Here is a 21,796-nt window from a genome sequence, read left to right on the forward strand (position 1 = left end):
TATTTTATATAAATGTCAATTCTATTTTTGTTGTTTGGTTTAGGATGTTGGCATTAAAATGCGCGTGTCCTAAATATTCCATGCCTAAATAATCGGCTGATTTTTTGAACGGAATGTAAAAACTTTCTTCAATTTCATTATCGTGTGAATTTGATATCACGCCGATTTTCTTTCCTCTGAGTTTTCGTCCGGTTTCTTTTTCAATTCGAATTAAGTCCGAAATACGATCAAAGAAAACCTTCATTATACCGCTCATATTATACCAGTATACAGGCGTTGCAAAAATCAAAGTGTCGTAATTTTCAAGTATTCCTTTTATTAAAGGCAAAAAATCATCTTCAATATTTTTGCTTTCATAATCATAATAAGAAATATTAAAATCACTTAAATTAATTACTTCTATTCCGTGTTCTTTAGAAATTTCGTCTACAATTTTTGTTGTATTTCCGTTTTTTCTGGACGAACCTAAAATGATGACTTTTTTATTTTCCATCTTCAAATTATCCAACAGATCCTTCCAAAGAAATCTCCAATAATTTTTGCGCTTCAACAGCAAATTCCATTGGTAGTTTGTTCAATACATCTTTACTGAAACCATTTACAATTAAGGCAATCGCTTTTTCAGTCGGTATACCTCTTTGGTTGCAGTAAAAAACCTGATCTTCTCCAATTTTACTTGTAGTTGCTTCGTGCTCTATTTTTGCCGACGGATTTTTACTTTCGATATAAGGGAAAGTATGCGCCCCGCAATTGTTTCCCATTAAAAGAGAATCACATTGCGAAAAGTTTCTGGCGTTCTCAGCTCTAGGGCTGATCTGCACTAATCCGCGGTAACTGTTTTGTGATTTACCAGCCGAAATACCTTTAGAAATAATAGTCGATTTAGTGTTTTTTCCTAAATGGATCATTTTAGTTCCCGTATCTGCTTGTTGGTAATTATTGGTAACAGCAATTGAATAAAATTCTCCTACCGAATTATCTCCTTTTAATACACATGAAGGATATTTCCAGGTTACAGCAGAACCAGTTTCAACCTGTGTCCAAGAAATTTTAGCGTTTGTTTCGCATAAACCTCTTTTGGTTACGAAGTTGTAGACGCCACCTTTTCCTTCTTTGTTTCCAGGGAACCAGTTTTGAACGGTAGAATATTTAATTTCTGCATCATCCAAAGCGATTAATTCAACCACAGCAGCGTGCAATTGATTTTCGTCACGACTTGGAGCAGTACATCCTTCTAAATAAGAAACGTAACTTCCTGCATCAGCAATGACCAAAGTTCTTTCGAATTGTCCGGTTCCTGCCTGATTGATTCTAAAATAAGTTGAAAGTTCCATCGGGCAGCGAACGCCTTTTGGAATATAACAAAAACTTCCGTCAGAGAAAACTGCTGAGTTTAATGCTGCATAGAAGTTGTCTTTTTGAGGTACAACAGTTCCTAAATATTTACGAACCAATTCCGGGTGTTCTTTAATAGCTTCAGAGATCGGGCAGAAAATAATTCCTTTTTCTCCTAATGTTTTTTTGAAAGTCGTAGCAACAGAAACAGAATCGACCACAATATCCATAGCGACATTGTTCATCATTTTTTGTTCGTCTACAGAAATTCCTAATTTTTTGTACATTTCAAGAAGTTCCGGGTCAACATCGTCCAGAGTTTTATTTGGATCTACTTGTTTTGGAGCTGAATAATAAGAAATAGCCTGAAAATCTGGTTTAGCATAATGAACATTTGCCCATTCTGGTTCAATCATTTCTTTCCATGCACGAAAAGCTTCAATACGCCATTCGGTCATCCATTCAGGTTCTTCTTTTTTAAGAGAAATTGCTCTTACGATATCTTCGTTTAAGCCAATAGGAAACGTCTCAGATTCTATATTAGTATAAAATCCGTATTCGTATTCTTTAGTTTCGAGTTCGATTTTTAAATCGTCTTCTGTGTATTTTGACATTTTTTATATGTTGAAAGATTTGAAAATTTGAAAGATTAAAAAAAACATCTGTAATTTTTAATTTTTAAATTTTTGCAATCATTTAATTATTTATAGAGAAAAAGATTCTCCGCAACCACAAGTTCTGCTTGCATTTGGATTATTAAAAACAAATCCTTTTCCGTTTAATCCGCCTGAAAATTCTAAAATTGTTCCGGCTAAATATAGGAATGATTTTTTTTCAACTGCAATTGTTATGTCGTTGTCTACAAATATTTTATCGTCGTCGCCTTTGGTCTTGTCAAATTTTAAATCATATGACAAACCAGAGCATCCGCCACTTTTCACGCCTACGCGTACGTAATCGTGAGCGGCATCAAAACCATCGTCACTCATCAAATCGATGATTTTCTTTTTGGCTGTATCAGAAACTTTTATCATTGTATGTATGGTATTTGTCTTTTCTTTTTTATTGAAAGTGTACTTGAAATGGTAATGAAATTATTACATTTTAAAGTGCTGTCTTTCAATGTTGAAATGAAATTATCTGCAAAGATACGACTTAAAAACCTTTTTCCATAATGGTTCACATTATTATAACAAATGTTAAAATAGATAGAAGTTATTTTAAAAATTATGATTGTATATAATAAAAGGTGTTTAGGGTTTTTTAGTCCAAATTTTAGCGTAATGAAATCCATTTTCCTAGCTTTGTTCTAATATTGAAATTTAATCTCATGAAACTTTATCCAATAGAATCTGGAAATTTTAAACTCGACGGAGGTGCGATGTTTGGCGTTGTGCCTAAAACAATCTGGAACAAAACCAATCCCGCAGATGCCAATAATTTAATTGATATTGCAGCGCGCTGTCTGCTTATAGAAGATGAAAACCGCCTGATTTTGATTGATACCGGAATGGGAGATAAACAATCTGAAAAGTTTTTTGGCTATTATTCGCTTTGGGGTTCACATTCTCTAGATAAATCTTTAGCAAAATATGGTTTTCACCGGGATGATATTACAGATGTTTTTATGACGCATTTGCATTTTGATCATTGTGGAGGAAGTGTGCAATGGAATTCAGATAAAACAGGATACGAACCAGCGTTTAAAAATGCAAAATATTGGACTAATGAGAATCATTGGGAATGGGCGACAAAACCCAATGCCCGAGAGAAAGCTTCTTTTTTATCTGAAAATATTCTGCCGATACAGGAAAGCGGTCAATTGAATTTTATAAAAAAACCAAATATAGATTTTGCATTTTCGGAAGAATTAGGTTTTGAAATTTTCTATGTAGACGGCCATACCGAAAAGCAAATGATTCCGCACATTCAATACAAAGATAAAACCATAGTTTTTTGTGCCGATTTGCTGGCCACAGCAGGCCATATTCCGCTTCCTTATGTTATGGGTTATGATACGCGACCATTATTGACAATGCCCGAGAAAGCAAAATTCTTAAATGCCGCTGCAGATCATAATCATTATTTGTTTCTGGAACACGATGCTCACAACCAAATTATAACTGTAGAACATACAGAAAAAGGAGTTCGGCTTAAAGATGTTTTTAGTTGTGAAGATGTTTTTTAAAACAGAATCTATATTACAAAGATTAAGTTGTAAGAATAAGATGTATGAGAGGTCGATAAATTGTTATAATTTCATAACACACTGTTAACAGTTAGTTTTTTGTAACAAAATATCATAATTTAGGCGCTTGTTTTAACACCTATTTAAATTTTATATAAATGAATCATATAAAACCTTTTACTCTATCTGCTTGGGTATTACTTGCTTTAGCAGGAACTGCATCTTTACAAGCACAAGTTTCAGCTTCAAAAGAATTAATTACTGCTCCTTTGGCAGTTGTCAAAAAAGCCCCGCTTTCTGAGAATGATTTAAAAAGATGGAGTCATCTTGATTTAATCAAAGATTCTATTCCCGGAATGAGTGTAGATAAGGCTTACGCCGAATTATTAAAAGGAAAAACAGGTACAAAAGTTATTGTAGGAATTGTTGATTCTGGTGTTGATATCGAACACGAAGATCTAAAAGGAATGATCTGGACAAATCCTAAAGAGATTCCTGGAAACGGAATTGATGATGATAAAAATGGTTTTATTGATGATGTTCATGGATGGAATTTCCTTGGAAATATCGTTCACGAAAACCTGGAAATGACTCGTATCGTAAAAAAAGGAGATGACGGATCTGCTCAATATAAAGCAGCTCTGGCTCAATATGAAGAAAAATCTAAAAAGGTTCTTGAGGATAAACAACAAGTGGATTTTTTATTAGATGTTCATAATACCATAAAAAAAGAGTTAAATAAGACGACTTACAAACTTGAAGATTTAAGCAAAATTACATCGACAGATCCAAAAGTATTGCAAAGTAAAAATATTATGACGCAGATTTTTGGTAATGCAGGACCTGCTTTTGATCCAGAGGCAGAGCTTGAAGATTACCGCGAATCTGTTTACGATCAATTCAATTATAATTTGAATAAAGAGCTTGATTCCCGTAAAATTTTGGGAGACAATCCAGACGATATTAAAGACAATCATTATGGTAATAATGTTGTTTTTGGTCCGGATAAAGAAAAAGCACTTCACGGAACACACGTTGCCGGAATCATTGCACAAATTCGTGGTAATAATTTAGGTGGAGACGGTGTTGCAAATAATGTTGAAATTTTAACCGTAAGAGCTGTGCCGGATGGAGATGAATATGATAAAGATATTGCATTGGCAATTCGTTATGCGGTTGATAATGGAGCGAAAGTAATTAACGGAAGTTTCGGAAAAAGTTTCTCTCCGCACAAGCAATGGGTTTATGATGCAATAAAATATGCTGCTAAAAAAGATGTTTTAATTGTTCATGCAGCAGGAAATGACGGTTATAATATCGATAAAACTGAAAACATCAATTTCCCAAATGATGCCGAGGATAACATTAAGGAATTTGCAGATAATGTATTAACAATTGGAGCTATAAATAAACAATATGGAGAAAATGTTATAGCAGGATTTTCTAATTTCGGAAAAGTAAATGTTGACGTTTTTGCTCCGGGCGAAGAAATTTATGCTACAGTTCCTAATAATAAATATAAATACCTGCAAGGAACTTCAATGGCATCTCCAAATGCAGCAGGAGTTGCAGTATTAATTCGTTCGTATTATCCAAAATTAAAAGCTTCTCAAGTTAAGAAGATTTTAATGGATTCTGGAGTAGCACTTCCTGCAAAAGTTGTTCTTGGAGAAAATCCAAATCCAAATGAAAAGCCTGTAGCAGTTTCTTCAGTTGAATCGTCAAAAACTGGTAAAATGGTTAATGCTTACAATGCCTTAATTATGGCAGAAAAAATGTCTAAAAAATAGATCATATAAAATACTAATCTAATGGAAGAGCCAAAGCTCTTCCATTTCTATTATAATAAAGATGCGAAAAATAATTTTACTTTCTTTTTTGGGTTTTGCAATAAACTCACTTTCTGCACAAAATGCTCCATATTGGCAGCAGCACGTCGATTATAAAATGGACGTTTCCATGGATGTGAAGAACTATCAGTATAAAGGAAAACAAGAATTAGTTTATACTAATAATTCTCCTGATACTTTAAGAAAAGTTTTTTATCATTTGTTTCCAAATGCTTTTCAGCCGGGAAGTGAGATGGATGCTCGTCTGCATTCTATAAAAGATCCAGACGGGAGAATGGTTAATAAGGTAAAAGGCGCCGACGGAAAAGAAATCAAACAAAGCCGAATTGAAACTTTAAAACCAAATGAAATTGGATTTTTAAAAATCAGCAATTTCAAACAAGACGGAGTTACTGCTCAAACAAGAACTTCTAATACCGTTTTGGAAGTAACTTTGGAAAAACCAATTTTACCAAATTCTAAAACTACTTTCACTTTAGATTTTGACGGACAAGTGCCAGTTCAGGTACGTCGTTCAGGAAGAAATAATTCTGAGGGAATTGAATTGTCAATGTCACAATGGTATCCAAAATTAGCCGAATTTGATTTTGAAGGATGGCATGCAGACCCTTACATTGCGAGAGAATTTCACGGTGTTTGGGGGAATTTTGATGTTAAAATTACAATCGACACGGCATATACTATTGGAGGTTCGGGATATTTGCAAGATAAAAACACAATTGGTCACGGTTATGAAGATGCTGGTGTAACAGTAACTTATCCTAAAAAGGCAAAAACACTGACTTGGCATTTTATTGCGCCAAACGTACATGATTTTACCTGGGCTGCAGATAAAGAATATACACATGATATCGTAAAAGGACCCAATGATGTAGACTTGCATTTCTTCTACAAAAACAATCCAAAAGTTACAGAGAACTGGAAAAAACTAGAACCGTTAATGGTTAAAGTAATGGATTATTATAATCATAAAGTTGGTGCGTATCCGTACAAACAATATTCTTTTATTCAAGGCGGTGATGGCGGAATGGAATATGCAATGTGTACTTTAATGCTGGGTAATGGAACTCTAGAAGGAATTTTAGGAACTGCAACACATGAGCTTGGACATTCTTGGTTTCAGCATATTTTAGCTTCAAACGAATCTAAACACCCTTGGATGGACGAAGGTTTTACAACTTATATTGAAGACAGTGCTTTGAATGAATTAAAAGGAGATAAAAAAGAGGTAAATCCGTTTAAAGGAAATTACGCTGCTTATTACAGTTTAGTAAATTCTGGTAAAGAACAACCGCAAACAACTCACGGAGATCGCTATGATGAAAACCGTCCGTACAGTATTTCTTCTTATATAAAAGGAAGTATCTTTTTATCGCAATTAGAATATGTGATTGGAAAAGAAAATGTTGATTTGACTTTAAGAAGATATTTTAATGATTTCAAATTCAAGCACCCAACACCAAACGATATTAAAAGATCGGCTGAAAGGGTTTCTGGAGCAGAATTAGACTGGTATCTGACCGATTGGGCACAAACGGCTAACACAATTGATTACGGAATAAAAGATGTTGCTGATAACGCAGGAAAAACAACGGTTACTTTAGAGAGAATTGGAAGAATGCCAATGCCAATCGACTTGAAAGTAGAATATACAGACGGAACTTCTGAGAACTTCTACATTCCGTTAAGAATGATGAATTTCATCAAACCAAATCCAAATCCAAACGAAAAGAGAACTGTTTTAGCAGATTGGGCTTGGGCACAATCAAACTATAGTTTTACAATAGATAAAAGCAAAACTGCAATCAAAAAAATCATAATTGATCCTAGCGGATTAATGGCGGATGTAAAAGCTGCTAATAATGTTTTTGAAGTGAAGTAAATTTTATTTTAAACTAATATAAAAAGTCCCGTTTATAAATTTAAACGGGACTTTTTTTGTTGAAATTTAATCCAAATCTTAATATAAAAACATAAAGATTATGGAAGAAATATTATGTAAAAGTCCTATCATTGCAAACCTATAATTAAGAATGAAATTAAAAATGTAAATCTTCAAATAAGTTGTTTCAATGCTAATCAAAAGGAACAAAAGGAGATTAAAAAACAGAAATTAAATATAACTCTAGTTTATGAACAAGAAAAAAGCAGTAATCCTTACGATAATCCTATTATTGGGTATTGGCAGTTATTATCTTATCAATCAAGACTTCATAAAACGATTTTATAATTTGGATGATGAAAGTTCCAAAAATAAAAATTTGACAGAACAAGAAATCGTAATAAAAGAGCCTAATGTTTTTGTAGGAGATGAAGGATATATGCTGAAAGGAAAACTTCTTGATAAAAAATTTGAAAAAGAGTTCAATGCATTACCGGATACACTGTATATAATGGAATTTAATGATTATTTGTATCCTGTAGATAATAAAATAAAAACAGGGGACACTGGATATTCTTTGATACAAGATAATACAATTAAAAACATTAACAATTATAGTGGAACTATACAACAAAACGAATTAATTTCTTATTTAAAACTCGCTGTAAAACTGGCTGCTGAGTTTCCAATCTTTGCATCTTCAGAAAATAGATATGATGCCTTAATATCTAATGAAGAATTTAATAACACTTATAAAACTTATTTTGCGGTTACTGAAGATAATTATGGAATAAGCCAATTACCAAGCGATGTAAAGAAAAAAATAATTGATTTTTATCAATCAGATCAAGGAGATGAATATAGATATAAAATTAAAGGTGAGCAGACAAGCACTGATTTAATATGGAAAGGAGAACTAACTGGAAAAGGCAAAAAGGAATTTGCTATATTGTTTAATAAGAAAAGCGATTTAGAAGACAGGTATATGCTGCTGGTGTACGCAACAAAGAATTTACCTTATCAAAAGAATAAAGATTATTATTTGGTATATAACGAAATCTTTTACGATCGAGTATTATTAAAACATCTAAAATTCAGTATAGAAGGAGAAGATTACATCAATGAAGTATACATGGGGAATGAAAATAAAGAAATGCCTAAATATGATGGTATTTTACTGCAACAAATGAATATGACTGATGAAGTTCTTGTTTACAATGAAAAGTTTGATAGAATGGTAAAATATTCACAATTACCCGAATCCAAACTGAATAGAGAAACTGAATCAGAAGAGAATTAGAAAACATATTAAATGTAAATTCTAAGTTTTTTTTTTGCACAAGATTTTGATCCAATAAAGAAAGCCCCGTTTAAATTAATAAACGGGACTTTTTTATTTTAAGATTTTTGCGGTTTAACTCAAATGTTCGATCATGTCTTTTGTCATTGATTTCAAATCAAAAGTATGTTTCCAATTCCAATCTTCTCTGGCAGATGCATCATCGATACTTGCCGGCCAGCTGTCTGCAATTTTCTGACGGAAATCAGGATTATAAGTAATCTCAAATTCCGGAATATGTTTTTTAATCTCTGCTGCAATTTCAGTGGGAGTAAAACTCATGGCTGCTAAATTATAAGAAGAATGTATTTTAATTTCTTCAACTGGTGCCTGCATTATTTGTATAGTAGCTTCGATCGCATCATCCATATACATCATTGGCATTTTAGTTTCTGATGATAAAAAGCATTCGTATTTTTTATCGGCAATAGCCTTATAAAAAATATCAACAGCATAATCAGTTGTACCTCCGCCCGGAGGCGTAGACCAGCTTATTAAACCAGGATAACGAATACTGCGAACATCAACACCATAAATATTATGATAATATTCGCACCATCTTTCTCCTGCTTGTTTACTGATTCCGTACACTGTAGAAGGTTCCATTACGGTATATTGCGGCGTATTTTCTTTTGGAGTTGTAGGACCAAAAACAGCAATGCTTGAAGGCCAGAAAATCTTTTTTATTTTTTTTGCTTTCGCTAAATTCAAAACATGAAAAAGCGAATTCATATTCAAATCCCATGCAAATGCAGGATTTTTTTCAGCCGTAGCAGATAGAAGAGCAGCCATCAAATAGATATCTGTAATTTTATGTACTTCGACAAGATGTTCGATTTGGTTAAAATCTAAAGCATTGACCACTTCAAACGGACCCGAATTTACAACATCAGTATTTAATTTTCGGATATCAGAAGCAATTACATTTTCTGTTCCGTACAACTTACGTAATTTTTGAGTCAGTTCTGTCCCAATCTGACCGCAAGCGCCAATGATCAATATTTTTGGATTCATTTATGTAGATTTTAGTGTTGCAAATATAACGTTTTCGCAAATAATTTTACTTTTTAGAATAAGAAATTACAAATTTAATAAGGATGAAGATTCTTTTTTGGATTATTCTCCGTTGAGGTGTCTAATTATTTTACCGTAAAGAACGCTAATATTTTAAATTAGCAGTTTTTATAAACTTACCGCAGGATAATAAACCCTGTGTTATTTGCGGTTAAATTTTGAGGGTATAAAATCTAAAAAATATGTTAATCTGCATGATTTATAGCCCAAAACAGAATTCGTAATTGTAAATTTACTTTGTAACTTTGCAGCTTAATGTTTTACAAATGAAATATAAAATATCTCTTTTTCTGCTTTTGATCTTTTTACTGAATTCATGTCAAAATGGAGATGAAAAGCGTCTTGCCGAAAACCTGAAAGAAGCTAAAAAAAAGGAAGTTATTTTTAAAGAGATTAATAATGGCTGGGTATTTATAGAAGAACCGATCAATGAAGTTTCAGAACAAAATGTGAGAAACTGGACAGAGTGGCGCGATTTCTTAAAGGAAATTGGAGATAAACCTAGAAAAACCATTGGTGCTTTTCAAAAAAAGTCGACTGCAATTTCAAAAAAGGCAATGGCCTTAAACAACAATATTCCGGCTGAATTTAATCAGCCTCAAATCAAGAGCCGTATTTCAATTTTGATTACTAAAATTAAAATGCTGGATTTGTTTATTCATTTAAATAAAATCCCAGCCGAGAAAGTAACTTTTTTGGTTGGAGATATAAATAAAGAATTGATTTCTTTAGAAAGACAAATGGATAAAATCGTAGAGAAAGCTAAGATTCCAAAGGAAGAAGGAGAAGCTGATTTCTTGAAAATGTTAGATACTACACGTGCAATTCCGAACGAAATGCCTGCCGATAAAAATTTAAAAATTGAGTAAAAACGCCTTATATACTACATATGATAATCTGCCAAAATCACAGCAGATTGCAACAAGTTTACTAGAAGGGAATCAGATAAAAATGAATATCAGCGGATTGCTTGGATCTGCCGTTTCATTTATAATCCGTTCCGTTTTTAAGAAAACAGAACTGCCTTTTTTGATTGTTTTAGACAATAAAGAGGAAGCAGCATATTATTTGAACGATTTAGAACAAATGATTGGCGAGCAGGATGTATTATTCTATCCGGCATCATTTCGCCGTCCGTATCAGGTTGATGAAACCGATAATGCCAATGTTTTGCTTCGCGCTGAGGTTTTAAATAGGATAAATTCGCGTAAAAAACCAGCTATAATTGTTACGTATCCGGAAGCACTTTTTGAGAAAGTGGTTACACGTCAGCAATTGGATAAAAACACTTTAAAAGTCGCTTTAAATGATAAAATTTCGATAGATTTTATTAACGAAGTTTTATTTGAATATGAATTTAAAAGAGTCGATTTTATTACGGAACCGGGGGAATTTTCTGTTCGTGGAGGAATCGTCGATGTTTTTTCTTTTTCAAACGATCATCCGTATAGAATCGAGTTCTTTGGAAATGAAGTTGACAGCATCAGAAGTTTTGATGTAGAAACGCAGCTTTCTGTAGAAACGCATAAAAAAATCACAATTATTCCGAATGTCGAAAACAAGATATTTCAGGAAAATCGCGAAAGTTTCTTAGATTATATTTCTGAAAAAACAGTTCTTTTTATTCAAAACACCGACGGACTTTTTAGTCAGTTAGACAAACAATTTGCAAGAGCAGAAGAAGCTTTTGAGAAATTGTCCAAAGAAATAAAACACGCCCAGCCGGAGCAATTATTTTTAAATCAGGCTTCGTTTATCAAACGTGCTTTGGATTTTTCGATTGTAGAATTGGCTTCAAAACCAATCTTCAAAACCACTAAAAAATTCGAATTTCATATTCAGCCACAACCGTCTTTCAACAAACAATTTGATTTGTTGCTGAATAATCTGAGTGACAATCATTTTAACGGATATAAAAATTATTTATTCTGTTCGAATGAAACGCAGGCAAAACGTTTTCATGATATTTTTGAAACTTTAGACGAAGCCAATTCTGAAAATATCAGAAAGCAATATCACACCATTGTACTGCCTTTATATCAGGGTTTTATTGACGAAGAAAATCAAATAACGGCGTATACAGATCATCAGATTTTTGAGCGTTATCATAAATTCAACATCAAAAACGGCTATTCGAAAAAGCAGAATATTACGCTTAAAGAATTAACCGCACTTTCTGTTGGCGATTATGTAACACACATCGATCACGGAATTGGAAAGTTTGGCGGATTGCAGAAAATTCAGGTCGAAGGTAAAACTCAGGAAGCCATAAAATTGGTTTATGCTGATAATGACATTGTGTATGTGAGTATTCACTCGCTTCATAAAATTTCCAAATACAACGGAAAAGACGGAACGCCTCCAAAAATATACAAGTTAGGATCGAACGCCTGGAAAATTTTAAAACAAAAAACCAAAGCGCGCGTCAAACATATTGCCTTCAATTTGATTCAATTGTATGCAAAACGTCGTTTAGAAAAAGGTTTTCAATTTGCACCAGACAGTTACCTTCAAAACGAATTAGAAAGTTCGTTTATTTATGAAGATACGCCGGATCAAACCAAATCGACAGCAGAAGTAAAAGCCGACATGGAAAGCGATCGCCCAATGGATCGTTTGGTTTGTGGTGATGTAGGTTTCGGAAAAACAGAAGTTGCGATTCGTGCTGCTTTTAAAGCCGTTGATAATAGCAAACAAGTGGCAATTTTGGTTCCGACAACAATTTTGGCATACCAGCATTACAGAACTTTTTCGGAACGTTTGAAAGATATGCCGGTTTCGATTGGTTACTTAAACCGATTTAGAACTGCAAAACAAAAGGCACAAACTTTAAAAGATTTAGCCGAAGGAAAACTCGATATTGTCATTGGAACACATCAATTGGTCAATAAAAATGTAGTTTTTAAAGATCTTGGTTTATTGATTGTCGATGAAGAACAGAAGTTTGGCGTAAACGTAAAAGATAAACTTAAAACGATTGCTGCCAATGTTGATACGTTGACATTAACAGCAACGCCAATTCCGAGAACGCTTCAGTTTTCATTAATGGCAGCGCGTGATTTATCTGTAATTACAACGCCTCCGCCAAATCGTTATCCTATTGAAACAAATGTGGTTGGTTTTAATGAAGAAATTATTCGTGATGCTATTTCGTATGAAATTCAGCGAAATGGACAGGTTTTCTTCATCAATAATAGAATCGAAAACATAAAAGAAGTGGCCGGAATGATTCAGCGTTTGGTTCCAAATGCAAGAGTCGGAATTGGTCACGGACAAATGGAAGGCGCCAAACTCGAAGAATTGATGTTAGGTTTCATGAACGGAGATTTTGATGTTTTGGTGGCTACGACAATTATCGAAAGTGGTTTGGACGTTCCAAATGCCAACACGATTTTCATCAATAATGCCAACAATTTTGGATTATCAGATTTGCACCAAATGCGCGGACGCGTTGGCAGAAGCAATAAGAAAGCATTTTGTTATTTCATCTGTCCGCCGTATTCGTCAATGACCGAAGACGCCAGAAAACGTATTCAGGCTTTGGAACAATTCAGTGAACTCGGAAGCGGTTTCAACATTGCTATGAAAGATCTTGAAATTCGTGGTGCAGGAGATTTATTAGGCGGCGAACAAAGCGGTTTCATCAATGAAATTGGTTTTGATACGTACCAAAAAATCATGAACGAAGCCATTGAGGAACTGAAGGAAAACGAATTCAAAGATTTATATCCGGAAGAGAATGACATTGAAACCAAGGAATACGTAAAAGATCTACAAATCGATACCGATTTCGAGCTCTTATTTTCTGATGAATATATCAATAATGTCACCGAACGTTTGAGTTTATATAACGAGTTGGGTTCTGTGAAAAATGAAGCTGAATTAGTCATTTTCCAAAATAAATTAATTGACCGTTTTGGACCAATGCCTCCGCGTGCCAATGCATTGATGAACAGTATTCGCATCAAATGGATTGCCACAGCCGTAGGAATCGAAAAGCTGGTGATGAAAAAAGGCAAAATGATTGGTTATTTTGTTTCCGATCAGCAATCTGATTATTATCAATCGAAACGTTTTCAGAAGATGATAAAATTTGTGACGACACACAGTAATCTTTGTACAATGAAAGAAAAACAAACGCCAAATGGTTTGCGACTTTTATTGACTTTTGAGAATGTAAAATCGACCAAAAGAGCTTTGGAATTGATGGAAATGTTGGGAGGGGAATAAGAGATTATTTATTGTTATTTATCAAGTAATCATATTGTTTTAACAACCCTGATTTTCTAATTTCAAACAAATCTTCAACATAGTAGCCATATTCTACTGTGATTTTTCCATCGCTTATTTTAGTATAGTCTTCAGGGAAATTTTCTTTGATTTGTTTAAAAAAAACATCTTCAAATTCAAACTCAATTGGAGTTATGAAATTTATTTTTTTTGGTTTAAAAAGGTCAGCAGAGATTGTATTGTATAATCCTTTTGGTTTTAAGGGTGATGCCCATTTACCTTCTTTTGTCATATAAACATCATCAAAAACATATCCTGTTTGAATTAATTCTCCTTTGTATTCCAGCACATATAATAAACAATAATCGTATTCAGTAAAACTAGTCTTAAATGGACTGTAATTTTGTTGAATTGGAGATGAATGCGTTGGATAAGTTGTAAATTGAATCGTGTCTTTTTTAAAATCGCCATAGATATTTTCGACTACCAAATATTTTGATAAAACTCTGGAATTTAAAGTACCAACATTACAGTAACTTGATGGAGATTCCCAAATTTTAATTTTCTTGCCAATAAAGACATACAGTTTAGTTGGTTTTTCTGGATGTGAAGGCCAAACTTCACAGGGTTCTAATTTTAATTTAATATTAATTTTTTTCTTTTTTACTAAATCAGCAACCAAGTATTTTTCAGTTGTATGCCAATAGGATTCAAAAAACAGGGAATCAGATAATTTTGCTTTTATTTCAAAATTACCAAGGCTATCTGAATAGGTTCTATAATTTTTGTTTTTAAGTAATTGATCAAGTATCAGATCGCTTTTAGTGACTTCTTGGTACGAAGCTTCTTTTTGGTTTTCAAATTTTGTATTTTTTTTCCAATTTGCGTATAAAGAATTGTTGTGTTTCTTTTGCTTGTTAATGGTGTCATTTTTGACTATATAAACAACTCGGTCATTGAATTTTCCTGAATTAAGGACATTTCCTTTTACCACGATTTCTTGTGAAAACAGGAATTGAAATGTCAGCAAAAGCAATATAAGATATCTTTTCATTTTTATAGTATAGATGAGTCATAAATATACGATTTCTATTTAGGGTTTTGTTTAAAATATTTCAGGGTTTTGATTTTCTACATGTAAAACCAACCAAAAGAACTTTGGAATTGAGGGAGTTGCTGGCAGAGTAATTTTCTAAGTTTTTTAGAAGAAGGAAAGTCTCATTTAAAAGTAAATAAATAAAATGGCTCATAATACAGAGGTATCATGAGCCATTTTTTATGAGAAGGAATTTAGATTTACTCTAGTTTTAAGTAATGTAAACCTTTTTTTCCTGATACAATTATTTTCTTTGTAGAAAAAGATATATCGTTAACAACTGATCCTGCGGGTAATTCTAATTCTAATTCCCAAGTTGCACCAGAATTTTTTGTAACCAATATTTTATCACCAGACTGAATGTACCATTGTGTTTCTGTTCTAAGAAAAACAGCAGTAACATCTGTTTTTATAACATTCCATGTTTTTAACATATCCGTAGATTCTACCAATGTTTTATCCGTTGGATTTACGGCAAGCACCTTGTTAATGTTTTGGAATTTATAAGAACTTAAACCTACTTTTGCTTTAGAGATTGTATCTATAACAGTCCAGTTGTTATATCCTGTTGGAGATTCTAATATTACATTTTGTTGTTTATTTGAGCCGTATTTTATGTAATCATTCATGATTCCCAATTCATAAAATTTGCCATTAGAAGTAGATTTTCCAAATGCAGTAAATCCTACTCTGTAATAAGTTCCTTTTAAAGACCACGCAGGAGGATCTGTTTTAACAACTGTTACGCCATTATCTGCAGTGTAAAGCTGACCGCCGATAGTAGAACTAACTATACTGCTTTTACTGTCTAAATAACCAATTTGTAATCCGTTTATTGCCGGACTGAATTTTAAGGTCTCAATTTCATAATTTTTACTGGTTTCAAATGCATTTCCAGAATAGTAAGCTTGAGAAGTAGTAGTTAAAACGCCCGTTTTCTCATTAGCCATTCTAAAATAGCCATAATTGGCCATACTGTTGCCAAGACCCAATAAATCAAAACCTTTAGCAGATGGGGTTAATTTTCTTGCAGAGCCTGAAAAACCTATATCTCCATATGTATTAATAAATGAGAATATAAAATTGTTGTCGTCAAATACATCAGAATTCTGGATGTCATAACCGCCCAAAGCGCTTAATTTTGTCCATCCTTTTGCAACTACAAAAAAATCAGTTCGTGTGCTTAATATGTTTTTTACCTGTATTCTTACTGTATTTATACCTTCTTTTGTATTATCTCCAATAGCAAGAACTATTTTAGTTTCTGTTACTTCTTTAGCAGTAACTTCAACATCGTTAATAAAAACTTTAGTTGTAAAATCTTTGTTAGTAAAATTAGTTCCTGTAATTTCCAGGTTTTCTCCTTTAATCACAAAATCGGCAGAAAGTGATGTTACTGTAATAGGTTTAGGCTCTGTTACAACCGGTACAACAACAACTGGTTCAGATTTATCGCTATCATCGCTTGAACATGAAATAAATAATCCTCCAGTTAAGAGAATTGTAAATAGTAATTTTTTTGTCATTATTTTTGGGATTAATTTTGAGGCGTAAAAGAATGGAATTATCATATGAAATCAAAACAGAAAGTATTATTGTTAGGTGATTTTCTGAATAAAAAATGGCGCATGAAATCTCATACGCCATTCTTTTTAAAAATTACAAGCTTAATTGGTTGATAATAAGCTTATTTATTTAATTGTATTCAAAATGATATTATAACTTTTTAAGGCCTTTTAATTCAGAATTACTTCCTTCTTTAATACTAATAGCAACACCACCGCCCGGAGCTAAATATTGCTTCAATTTGCTTTTTGAGTTTACAATAACTTTAGTAACTGTATATTTTTGCGGATTTACATTCCAATTCGCTTCTTTTGCGTCCGCATAAATGGTCGCTATGAAATTTTTTCCGGCAGGTAAATAATCAAAATTAATGTTGGCAGTTCTGGAGTTTTCATCTGTAATTCCTCCAATAAACCATTCATTTTTATCTTTTGCTTTACGAGCAATTGTGATGTAGTCTCCAGGTTCAGCTTCAAGAATATAGCTGTTATCCCAATCTACAGCAACATCTTTGATGAACTGAAAAGCATCTGGAAAACGCTCGTAATTCCCCGGAATATCAGCAGCCATTTGCAACGGACTGTACATCGTAACATAATACGCCAATTGTTTCACCAAAGTAGTATTAACACGCTGTGTACTTCCTGTTCCGTAATAAGATAAATCGGTTTGAAAAATCCCTGGAGTATAATCCATTGGTCCTCCCATTAAACGTGTAAAAGGCAAAATTGTAGTATGATCTGGTGCTAAACCTCCCATAGATTCAAACTCCGTTCCGCGAGCAGATTCCTGAGCAACCCAGTTTGGAAAAGTTCGGTGAAGACCAGTCGGGCGAACGGCTTCGTGACTGTCAATCATAATTTTATAATCGGCCGCACGTTTGGCTACATTTATATAATGGTTTACCATCCATTGGCCATCATGATGTTCGCCACGCGGAATAATTTTTCCAACATAACCTGTTTTTACAGCGTCGTAACCATTGTCATTCATAAACTGAAAAGCACGATCTAAACGTCGTTCGTAATTGGTTGCAGATCCAGAAGTTTCGTGATGCATGATGATTTTTACTCCTTTTGAAGCTGCATAAGCATGAACTGCTTTTACATCAAAATCTGGGGAAGCAGTAACGTAATCAAAAACATCTTCTTTCCAGTTTCCAATCCAGTCTTCCCATCCAATGTTCCATCCTTCGATAAGAATCGCATCAAAACCATTTTTAAAGGCAAAATCAATATATTCTTTGGCGCGTTCTGTTGTGGCTCCGTGTTTTCCGTTTGGCGTAAGTTTGGTAAAGTCATCCGTCAATTTTACGTTATTTTCTTTTCCAAAAGCCCAAGTGCTTTTTCCAGCCACAAAATATTCCCACCAAATTCCGATGTATTTTACAGGTTTAATCCACGAAACATCTTTGTAACTTGTTGGTTCATTTAGATTCAAAATTAATTTTGAAGCCAAAATATCGGTTGCTTTATCGCTAACTACAATAGTTCTCCAAGGCGATTGTGCATCGGTCTGCATATAACCTTTTGCGCCAACAGCATCTGGTGCCAAATGGCTTACCATTTTATTGTTTACAGCATCAACTTCAAGATACATTGCCGGATAATTAATTAATCCTGCTTCGTGAATATTGATGTATAATCCATCATCAGATTTCATCATTGACGGCGTTTGTACCGAAAGTTCTTTAATTGGCCACTGCGAGTTAATTTCGATCGTTGCTTTTTTCATTAGCGAAGGAATCTCTGAAATTTTCGAAGTAGTATACGCGTATTCGTTGGTATCATAATCTCCCGGAATCCAGAAAATTTTATGATTTCCAGCCAGATTAAATTCAGAACGTTCTTCTTTAATGACAAAATAACTCAGGTCATTTTGTTTCGGAAATTCATATCTAAATCCTAAACCGTCGTTGAACAAACGGAAACGAATTCTGATAAATCTATTATTATTTTTCGCTTGCGCTAAAGTAACAACCAACTCGTTGTAATGGTTGCGAATTGTTTTTTCTTCACCTAAAACAGGATTCCAGGAATCGTCTACAGAACTTTGTGCTGTATTGATAACTGTAAAGCCATTCATAAATGAAGGTCCGTTTTGAATTTCTAGACCTAAAGTACTCGGTTTAACAACTGGTTTTTGTTTGTATGATAATTGATAAGACGGAATTCCTCCTTCTTTTAATTCGAATTTTAAAAATAAATTTTTGTCTGGAGATGTTATTTCTTGTGCTTTAAGCCATAGAGGACCGACAAGAAAAAGAAAGCACAGAAGAGCTGTTTTGCTTAAAGAAATTCTAAGCAATGCTTTTTTGGATTGGAAATTCATGTTTATTTAGTTTTTTACAAATCTAACTCATTTTTAAAGTTCCGCATAAAATTAGGCCTTCAAAATATCGAAAGAAGGTTAAAAACGGTTAAAAAAGAACCAATAACTGCTTTGGTTTCTCAACTTCTTTTCGTTTTTATTTATATGAAAGAATTGTATAGAAACACTTGTAAATTAAAATGTGTGATGCTTATTGAATTAAACAAAAAAATCACTCCGAAGAGTGATTTAAGGGTATTATAATGGTTTTGGTTAGATAATTTTATTGTAAAGCTTGAAAAAGCTGCGTGTCGATTTAAGATGTTTACTTCGTCATTTATTTCTTTTTTTTTCGAATTGTTTTGATCAATTAGAGAATGAATTTTTGACTTCTTAACAAATATATAAAAATATTATTCTCACTAAATCATAACTAAAAAAACTTAATTCGTATTTTTTGTTAGATTATTTGATTATTGGCTTAAAAACCTTGGCAAGTCGCTTTTTATAAGAAAGTGTCTTTATGACGCTTTTTAAAAATAAATTCAGCTTTAAAATTTTGATTATTGAGAATATTCTTATTATTAATAACGACAAGAAAAAAGTTTATCGATTAAGAAAAAAATCCTCTTATCTTTTTAATTAAAGATAAGAGGATATATAGAGTTGATTCAGAAATCTTCTGAACAAATAATTTTAGTTTTTTAAGTCTTTGATTACTTTAAAAGCAACATCAACCTGATCTTCACCAACAAGAATTGTAAATTCATTTGATGTAGAAATTACTTCATTGATAATTATTCCTTCCCAAGCCAGACGTTGAAAAATAAAGTAATAAATCCCGGGAACAACAATATTCTCCTTTGGTAATTTGACTGTAATTGAAGCCAAATTATCTAATTTCTGAATTAGTTTTTCTCTCATAAAGTGTTTTTCAACTAAATGATTTACACTGCTGCTCACCACAATATTAGTTTCATTTACACCGCGCGATGAGGTATAAAAAATATCAGACAATGCATTAATATCAGAAATTAAATCTGCTTGTTTGTTTAGAACAGTTTCAGAAGCAGCAAAAGTGTAATCTGTAAGTTCAGAACGTACAGTAATCTCACCTATGTTTTTAATTACTTTATTGATTTTGTGGTTAAGTTTAAAGTCTAATTCTTCTGTAAGTCGTTTTAAAGACATTACAACAGCACCTTGCTTTACTTCTTTTCCAAATTCACTTTCTAATTCGGTCATGATATTTCGCGACAGTGAAGTTAGGTTTATAATTCCCAGCGATAATGCATTTAATAAAAATGGTTTAGTTTTAATGTAGTTTTCTACAATAGAAGAAACAGTTTTCATAATTCTTTTTTTTTTTTTGTAACGGTTGGTTGTTAATTTAACATTGTGATGTTATAAATCTCTACAAATATAAATAAAAAAACAAATTGTTACAATTATAACAATGGAAATTTATGTTAAAAGTGATAAAATGCGTCGGTAAGATGTTCAATTGCAAATGATTCGCCGTTTTTGTGTACTGCAATTATGTCAAAACGAATTTCACAGTCATCATTAAAATCTTTTTCCCTATAGTTTATGTAGGCATTTACTGCTTTTATCAGAAGCTGAATTTTTTTCTGCTTTACAAAATCCTGCGGAAGCCCAAAATCTAAACTCGATCTGGTCTTTACTTCAATAATACTTAAAATAGATTTTTTTTTAGCAATAATATCGATCTCGGCTTTCTGATAAACCCAGTTTCGTTCTAAAATTTCATACCCCTCTTTTTCCAAAAATTCTACTGCTAATTCCTCTCCTTTTTTGCCTAATTCATTATGTGCTGCCATTTTATATATTTTTAATGTCAATTTAGAATGCATGCAAATACACAAAGACCCAAAGTATTATTCTCTGGGTCTTTGTGAAATAAAAATGATGTATTGTGGTATTATGTATTCAATAATGAAAGTACAGGGATTGGTTATTTTTGAAAAACAACAGTACTTCCGGAAGCATTAACTTCAATTGAAATAGTATTTCCCATAATCAAAGCTCTATTGTCTTGAATATGACCTGCCGGGAAATTAAAAATAACAGGTATATTATATTTTTTGGTAACATCATCAATGATTTCCAATGCATTTTTTCCCCACGGAATTTCATTGTCTTTCATTTTGGTCATTCCTCCAATAATAATTCCTTTTAGGTTTTCAATACAGCCGTTTCGTCTTAGATTCATCATCATACGATCAATATGATAAAGGTATTCGTCTAGATCTTCGATGAATAAAATTTTGTCTTTGCAGTCAATTGCAGATGGAGAACCTAATAAGCTGTACAGTATAGAAAGGTTTCCGCCAACTAATTCTCCTGTTCCCTGACCAAAACGGTTCATATTATGCGCAGGAATCGAATAGGATAGAGGCTCGCCAAACAAACCTGCTTTCATTGAATTAATTGCCGCTGGAGTAGCACGCGGAATCGTAACCGGCATTATCCCATGAATAGATTTGTACCCCATTGTGTTTAAATGGTTGTGCAAAACCGTAACATCACTAAAGCCAATAACCCATTTTGGATGTTGCTTAAATTTGGTAAAATCCAGTAAATCTAACATTCTGACAGTGCCGTAACCACCGCGAACGCACCAAATTGCTTTTATATTTGGATTGTCTAATTGTTTTTGAAAATCGGCAGCGCGTTGTTCATCCGTTCCTGCCAATTGATGATAATCAAGACCAATTGAACTTCCTACGACAGCTTCTAAACCCCAGCTGTGAAGTAAATCTATTGTTGGTTTTAAGTTGTCATCAATATTTTTTCTGGCTGTTGCTAAAAGAGCAACTGTATCTCCTTTTTGTAAATAAGGCGGTGTTATCATATTTTGTTGAGATTGACAGGTGAATGATTGAAAAGCAAAGGTAAAAAATAC

Annotated in this window: 16 protein-coding genes; 6 read left to right on the plus strand and 10 right to left on the minus strand. The window is 33.0% G+C overall.

What is annotated here, in order from left to right:
* Positions 1 to 4 precede the first annotated feature (4 nt).
* The 3 genes from B0A68_RS15915 to B0A68_RS15925 form a co-directional block, all read right to left on the minus strand.
* Positions 5 to 493 carry a flavodoxin family protein gene (locus B0A68_RS15915; RefSeq protein WP_035686727.1) on the minus strand — a complete coding sequence of 163 codons (489 nt, stop codon included), beginning with the start codon at positions 491 to 493 and terminating at the stop codon, positions 5 to 7.
* A 7-nt stretch (positions 494 to 500) separates the two neighbouring features.
* Positions 501 to 1,949: a Fe-S cluster assembly protein SufB gene (gene sufB, locus B0A68_RS15920; RefSeq protein WP_035686724.1), complete on the minus strand. Its 1,449-nt coding sequence runs from the start codon at positions 1,947 to 1,949 to the stop codon at positions 501 to 503.
* A gap of 90 nt (positions 1,950 to 2,039) precedes the next feature.
* On the minus strand, positions 2,040 to 2,369 hold the full coding sequence (locus B0A68_RS15925; protein ID WP_035686721.1) for a HesB/IscA family protein: 330 nt from the start codon (positions 2,367 to 2,369) through the stop codon (positions 2,040 to 2,042).
* Positions 2,370 to 2,665: 296 nt separating this feature from the next.
* On the opposite strand from B0A68_RS15925, the gene B0A68_RS15930 reads away from it, so the two are divergent.
* The 4 genes from B0A68_RS15930 to B0A68_RS15945 all read left to right on the plus strand — a co-directional run bounded on the left by B0A68_RS15930 (position 2,666) and on the right by B0A68_RS15945 (position 8,555).
* Positions 2,666 to 3,523, plus strand: a complete 858-nt coding sequence (locus tag B0A68_RS15930; protein WP_035686720.1) for an MBL fold metallo-hydrolase — start codon at positions 2,666 to 2,668, stop codon at positions 3,521 to 3,523.
* Positions 3,524 to 3,681: 158 nt separating this feature from the next.
* Entirely contained in the window at positions 3,682 to 5,313 is a 1,632-nt protein-coding gene (locus tag B0A68_RS15935) for a S8 family peptidase (protein ID WP_035686718.1), read from the plus strand.
* A gap of 61 nt (positions 5,314 to 5,374) precedes the next feature.
* Positions 5,375 to 7,255, plus strand: a complete 1,881-nt coding sequence (locus B0A68_RS15940) for a M1 family metallopeptidase (RefSeq protein WP_035686716.1) — start codon at positions 5,375 to 5,377, stop codon at positions 7,253 to 7,255.
* A gap of 250 nt (positions 7,256 to 7,505) precedes the next feature.
* Positions 7,506 to 8,555, plus strand: coding sequence for a hypothetical protein (locus tag B0A68_RS15945; RefSeq protein WP_035686714.1), 1,050 nt, complete (start codon positions 7,506 to 7,508; stop codon positions 8,553 to 8,555).
* Positions 8,556 to 8,669: 114 nt separating this feature from the next.
* Here the strand turns inward: B0A68_RS15945 and B0A68_RS15950 are convergent, their stop codons facing one another.
* Positions 8,670 to 9,608: an L-threonine 3-dehydrogenase gene (locus B0A68_RS15950; protein WP_035686712.1), complete on the minus strand. Its 939-nt coding sequence runs from the start codon at positions 9,606 to 9,608 to the stop codon at positions 8,670 to 8,672.
* A 326-nt stretch (positions 9,609 to 9,934) separates the two neighbouring features.
* On the opposite strand from B0A68_RS15950, the gene B0A68_RS15955 reads away from it, so the two are divergent.
* Positions 9,935 to 10,537, plus strand: coding sequence for a hypothetical protein (locus B0A68_RS15955; protein WP_035686710.1), 603 nt, complete (start codon positions 9,935 to 9,937; stop codon positions 10,535 to 10,537).
* Positions 10,530 to 13,898 (plus strand): transcription-repair coupling factor, encoded by a 3,369-nt coding sequence (gene mfd, locus B0A68_RS15960; protein ID WP_035686707.1) that lies wholly within the window; start codon positions 10,530 to 10,532, stop codon positions 13,896 to 13,898. Before B0A68_RS15955 ends, mfd begins: the two co-directional genes overlap by 8 nt.
* Before the next feature lie 4 nt (positions 13,899 to 13,902).
* On the opposite strand, the gene B0A68_RS15965 is transcribed toward mfd, so the two are convergent.
* The 6 genes from B0A68_RS15965 to B0A68_RS15990 all read right to left on the minus strand — a co-directional run bounded on the left by B0A68_RS15965 (position 13,903) and on the right by B0A68_RS15990 (position 21,745).
* Positions 13,903 to 14,952: a hypothetical protein gene (locus B0A68_RS15965; RefSeq protein ID WP_035686703.1), complete on the minus strand. Its 1,050-nt coding sequence runs from the start codon at positions 14,950 to 14,952 to the stop codon at positions 13,903 to 13,905.
* A 242-nt stretch (positions 14,953 to 15,194) separates the two neighbouring features.
* Positions 15,195 to 16,520, minus strand: coding sequence for an IPT/TIG domain-containing protein (locus tag B0A68_RS15970; protein ID WP_165571349.1), 1,326 nt, complete (start codon positions 16,518 to 16,520; stop codon positions 15,195 to 15,197).
* 190 nt (positions 16,521 to 16,710) lie between these two features.
* Positions 16,711 to 18,891: a glycoside hydrolase family 97 protein gene (locus B0A68_RS15975; RefSeq protein ID WP_051892712.1), complete on the minus strand. Its 2,181-nt coding sequence runs from the start codon at positions 18,889 to 18,891 to the stop codon at positions 16,711 to 16,713.
* A gap of 675 nt (positions 18,892 to 19,566) precedes the next feature.
* Positions 19,567 to 20,223: a hypothetical protein gene (locus tag B0A68_RS15980; protein WP_008466087.1), complete on the minus strand. Its 657-nt coding sequence runs from the start codon at positions 20,221 to 20,223 to the stop codon at positions 19,567 to 19,569.
* 116 nt (positions 20,224 to 20,339) lie between these two features.
* Positions 20,340 to 20,711, minus strand: a complete 372-nt coding sequence (locus B0A68_RS15985; protein WP_035686695.1) for a YraN family protein — start codon at positions 20,709 to 20,711, stop codon at positions 20,340 to 20,342.
* 134 nt (positions 20,712 to 20,845) lie between these two features.
* Complete coding sequence (locus B0A68_RS15990) at positions 20,846 to 21,745, minus strand: S66 peptidase family protein (protein ID WP_035686693.1); 900 nt, start codon at positions 21,743 to 21,745, stop codon at positions 20,846 to 20,848.
* Positions 21,746 to 21,796 lie beyond the last annotated feature (51 nt).

The sequence above is a fragment of the Flavobacterium reichenbachii genome, from assembly GCF_002217435.1.
Lineage (GTDB): Bacteria > Bacteroidota > Bacteroidia > Flavobacteriales > Flavobacteriaceae > Flavobacterium > Flavobacterium reichenbachii.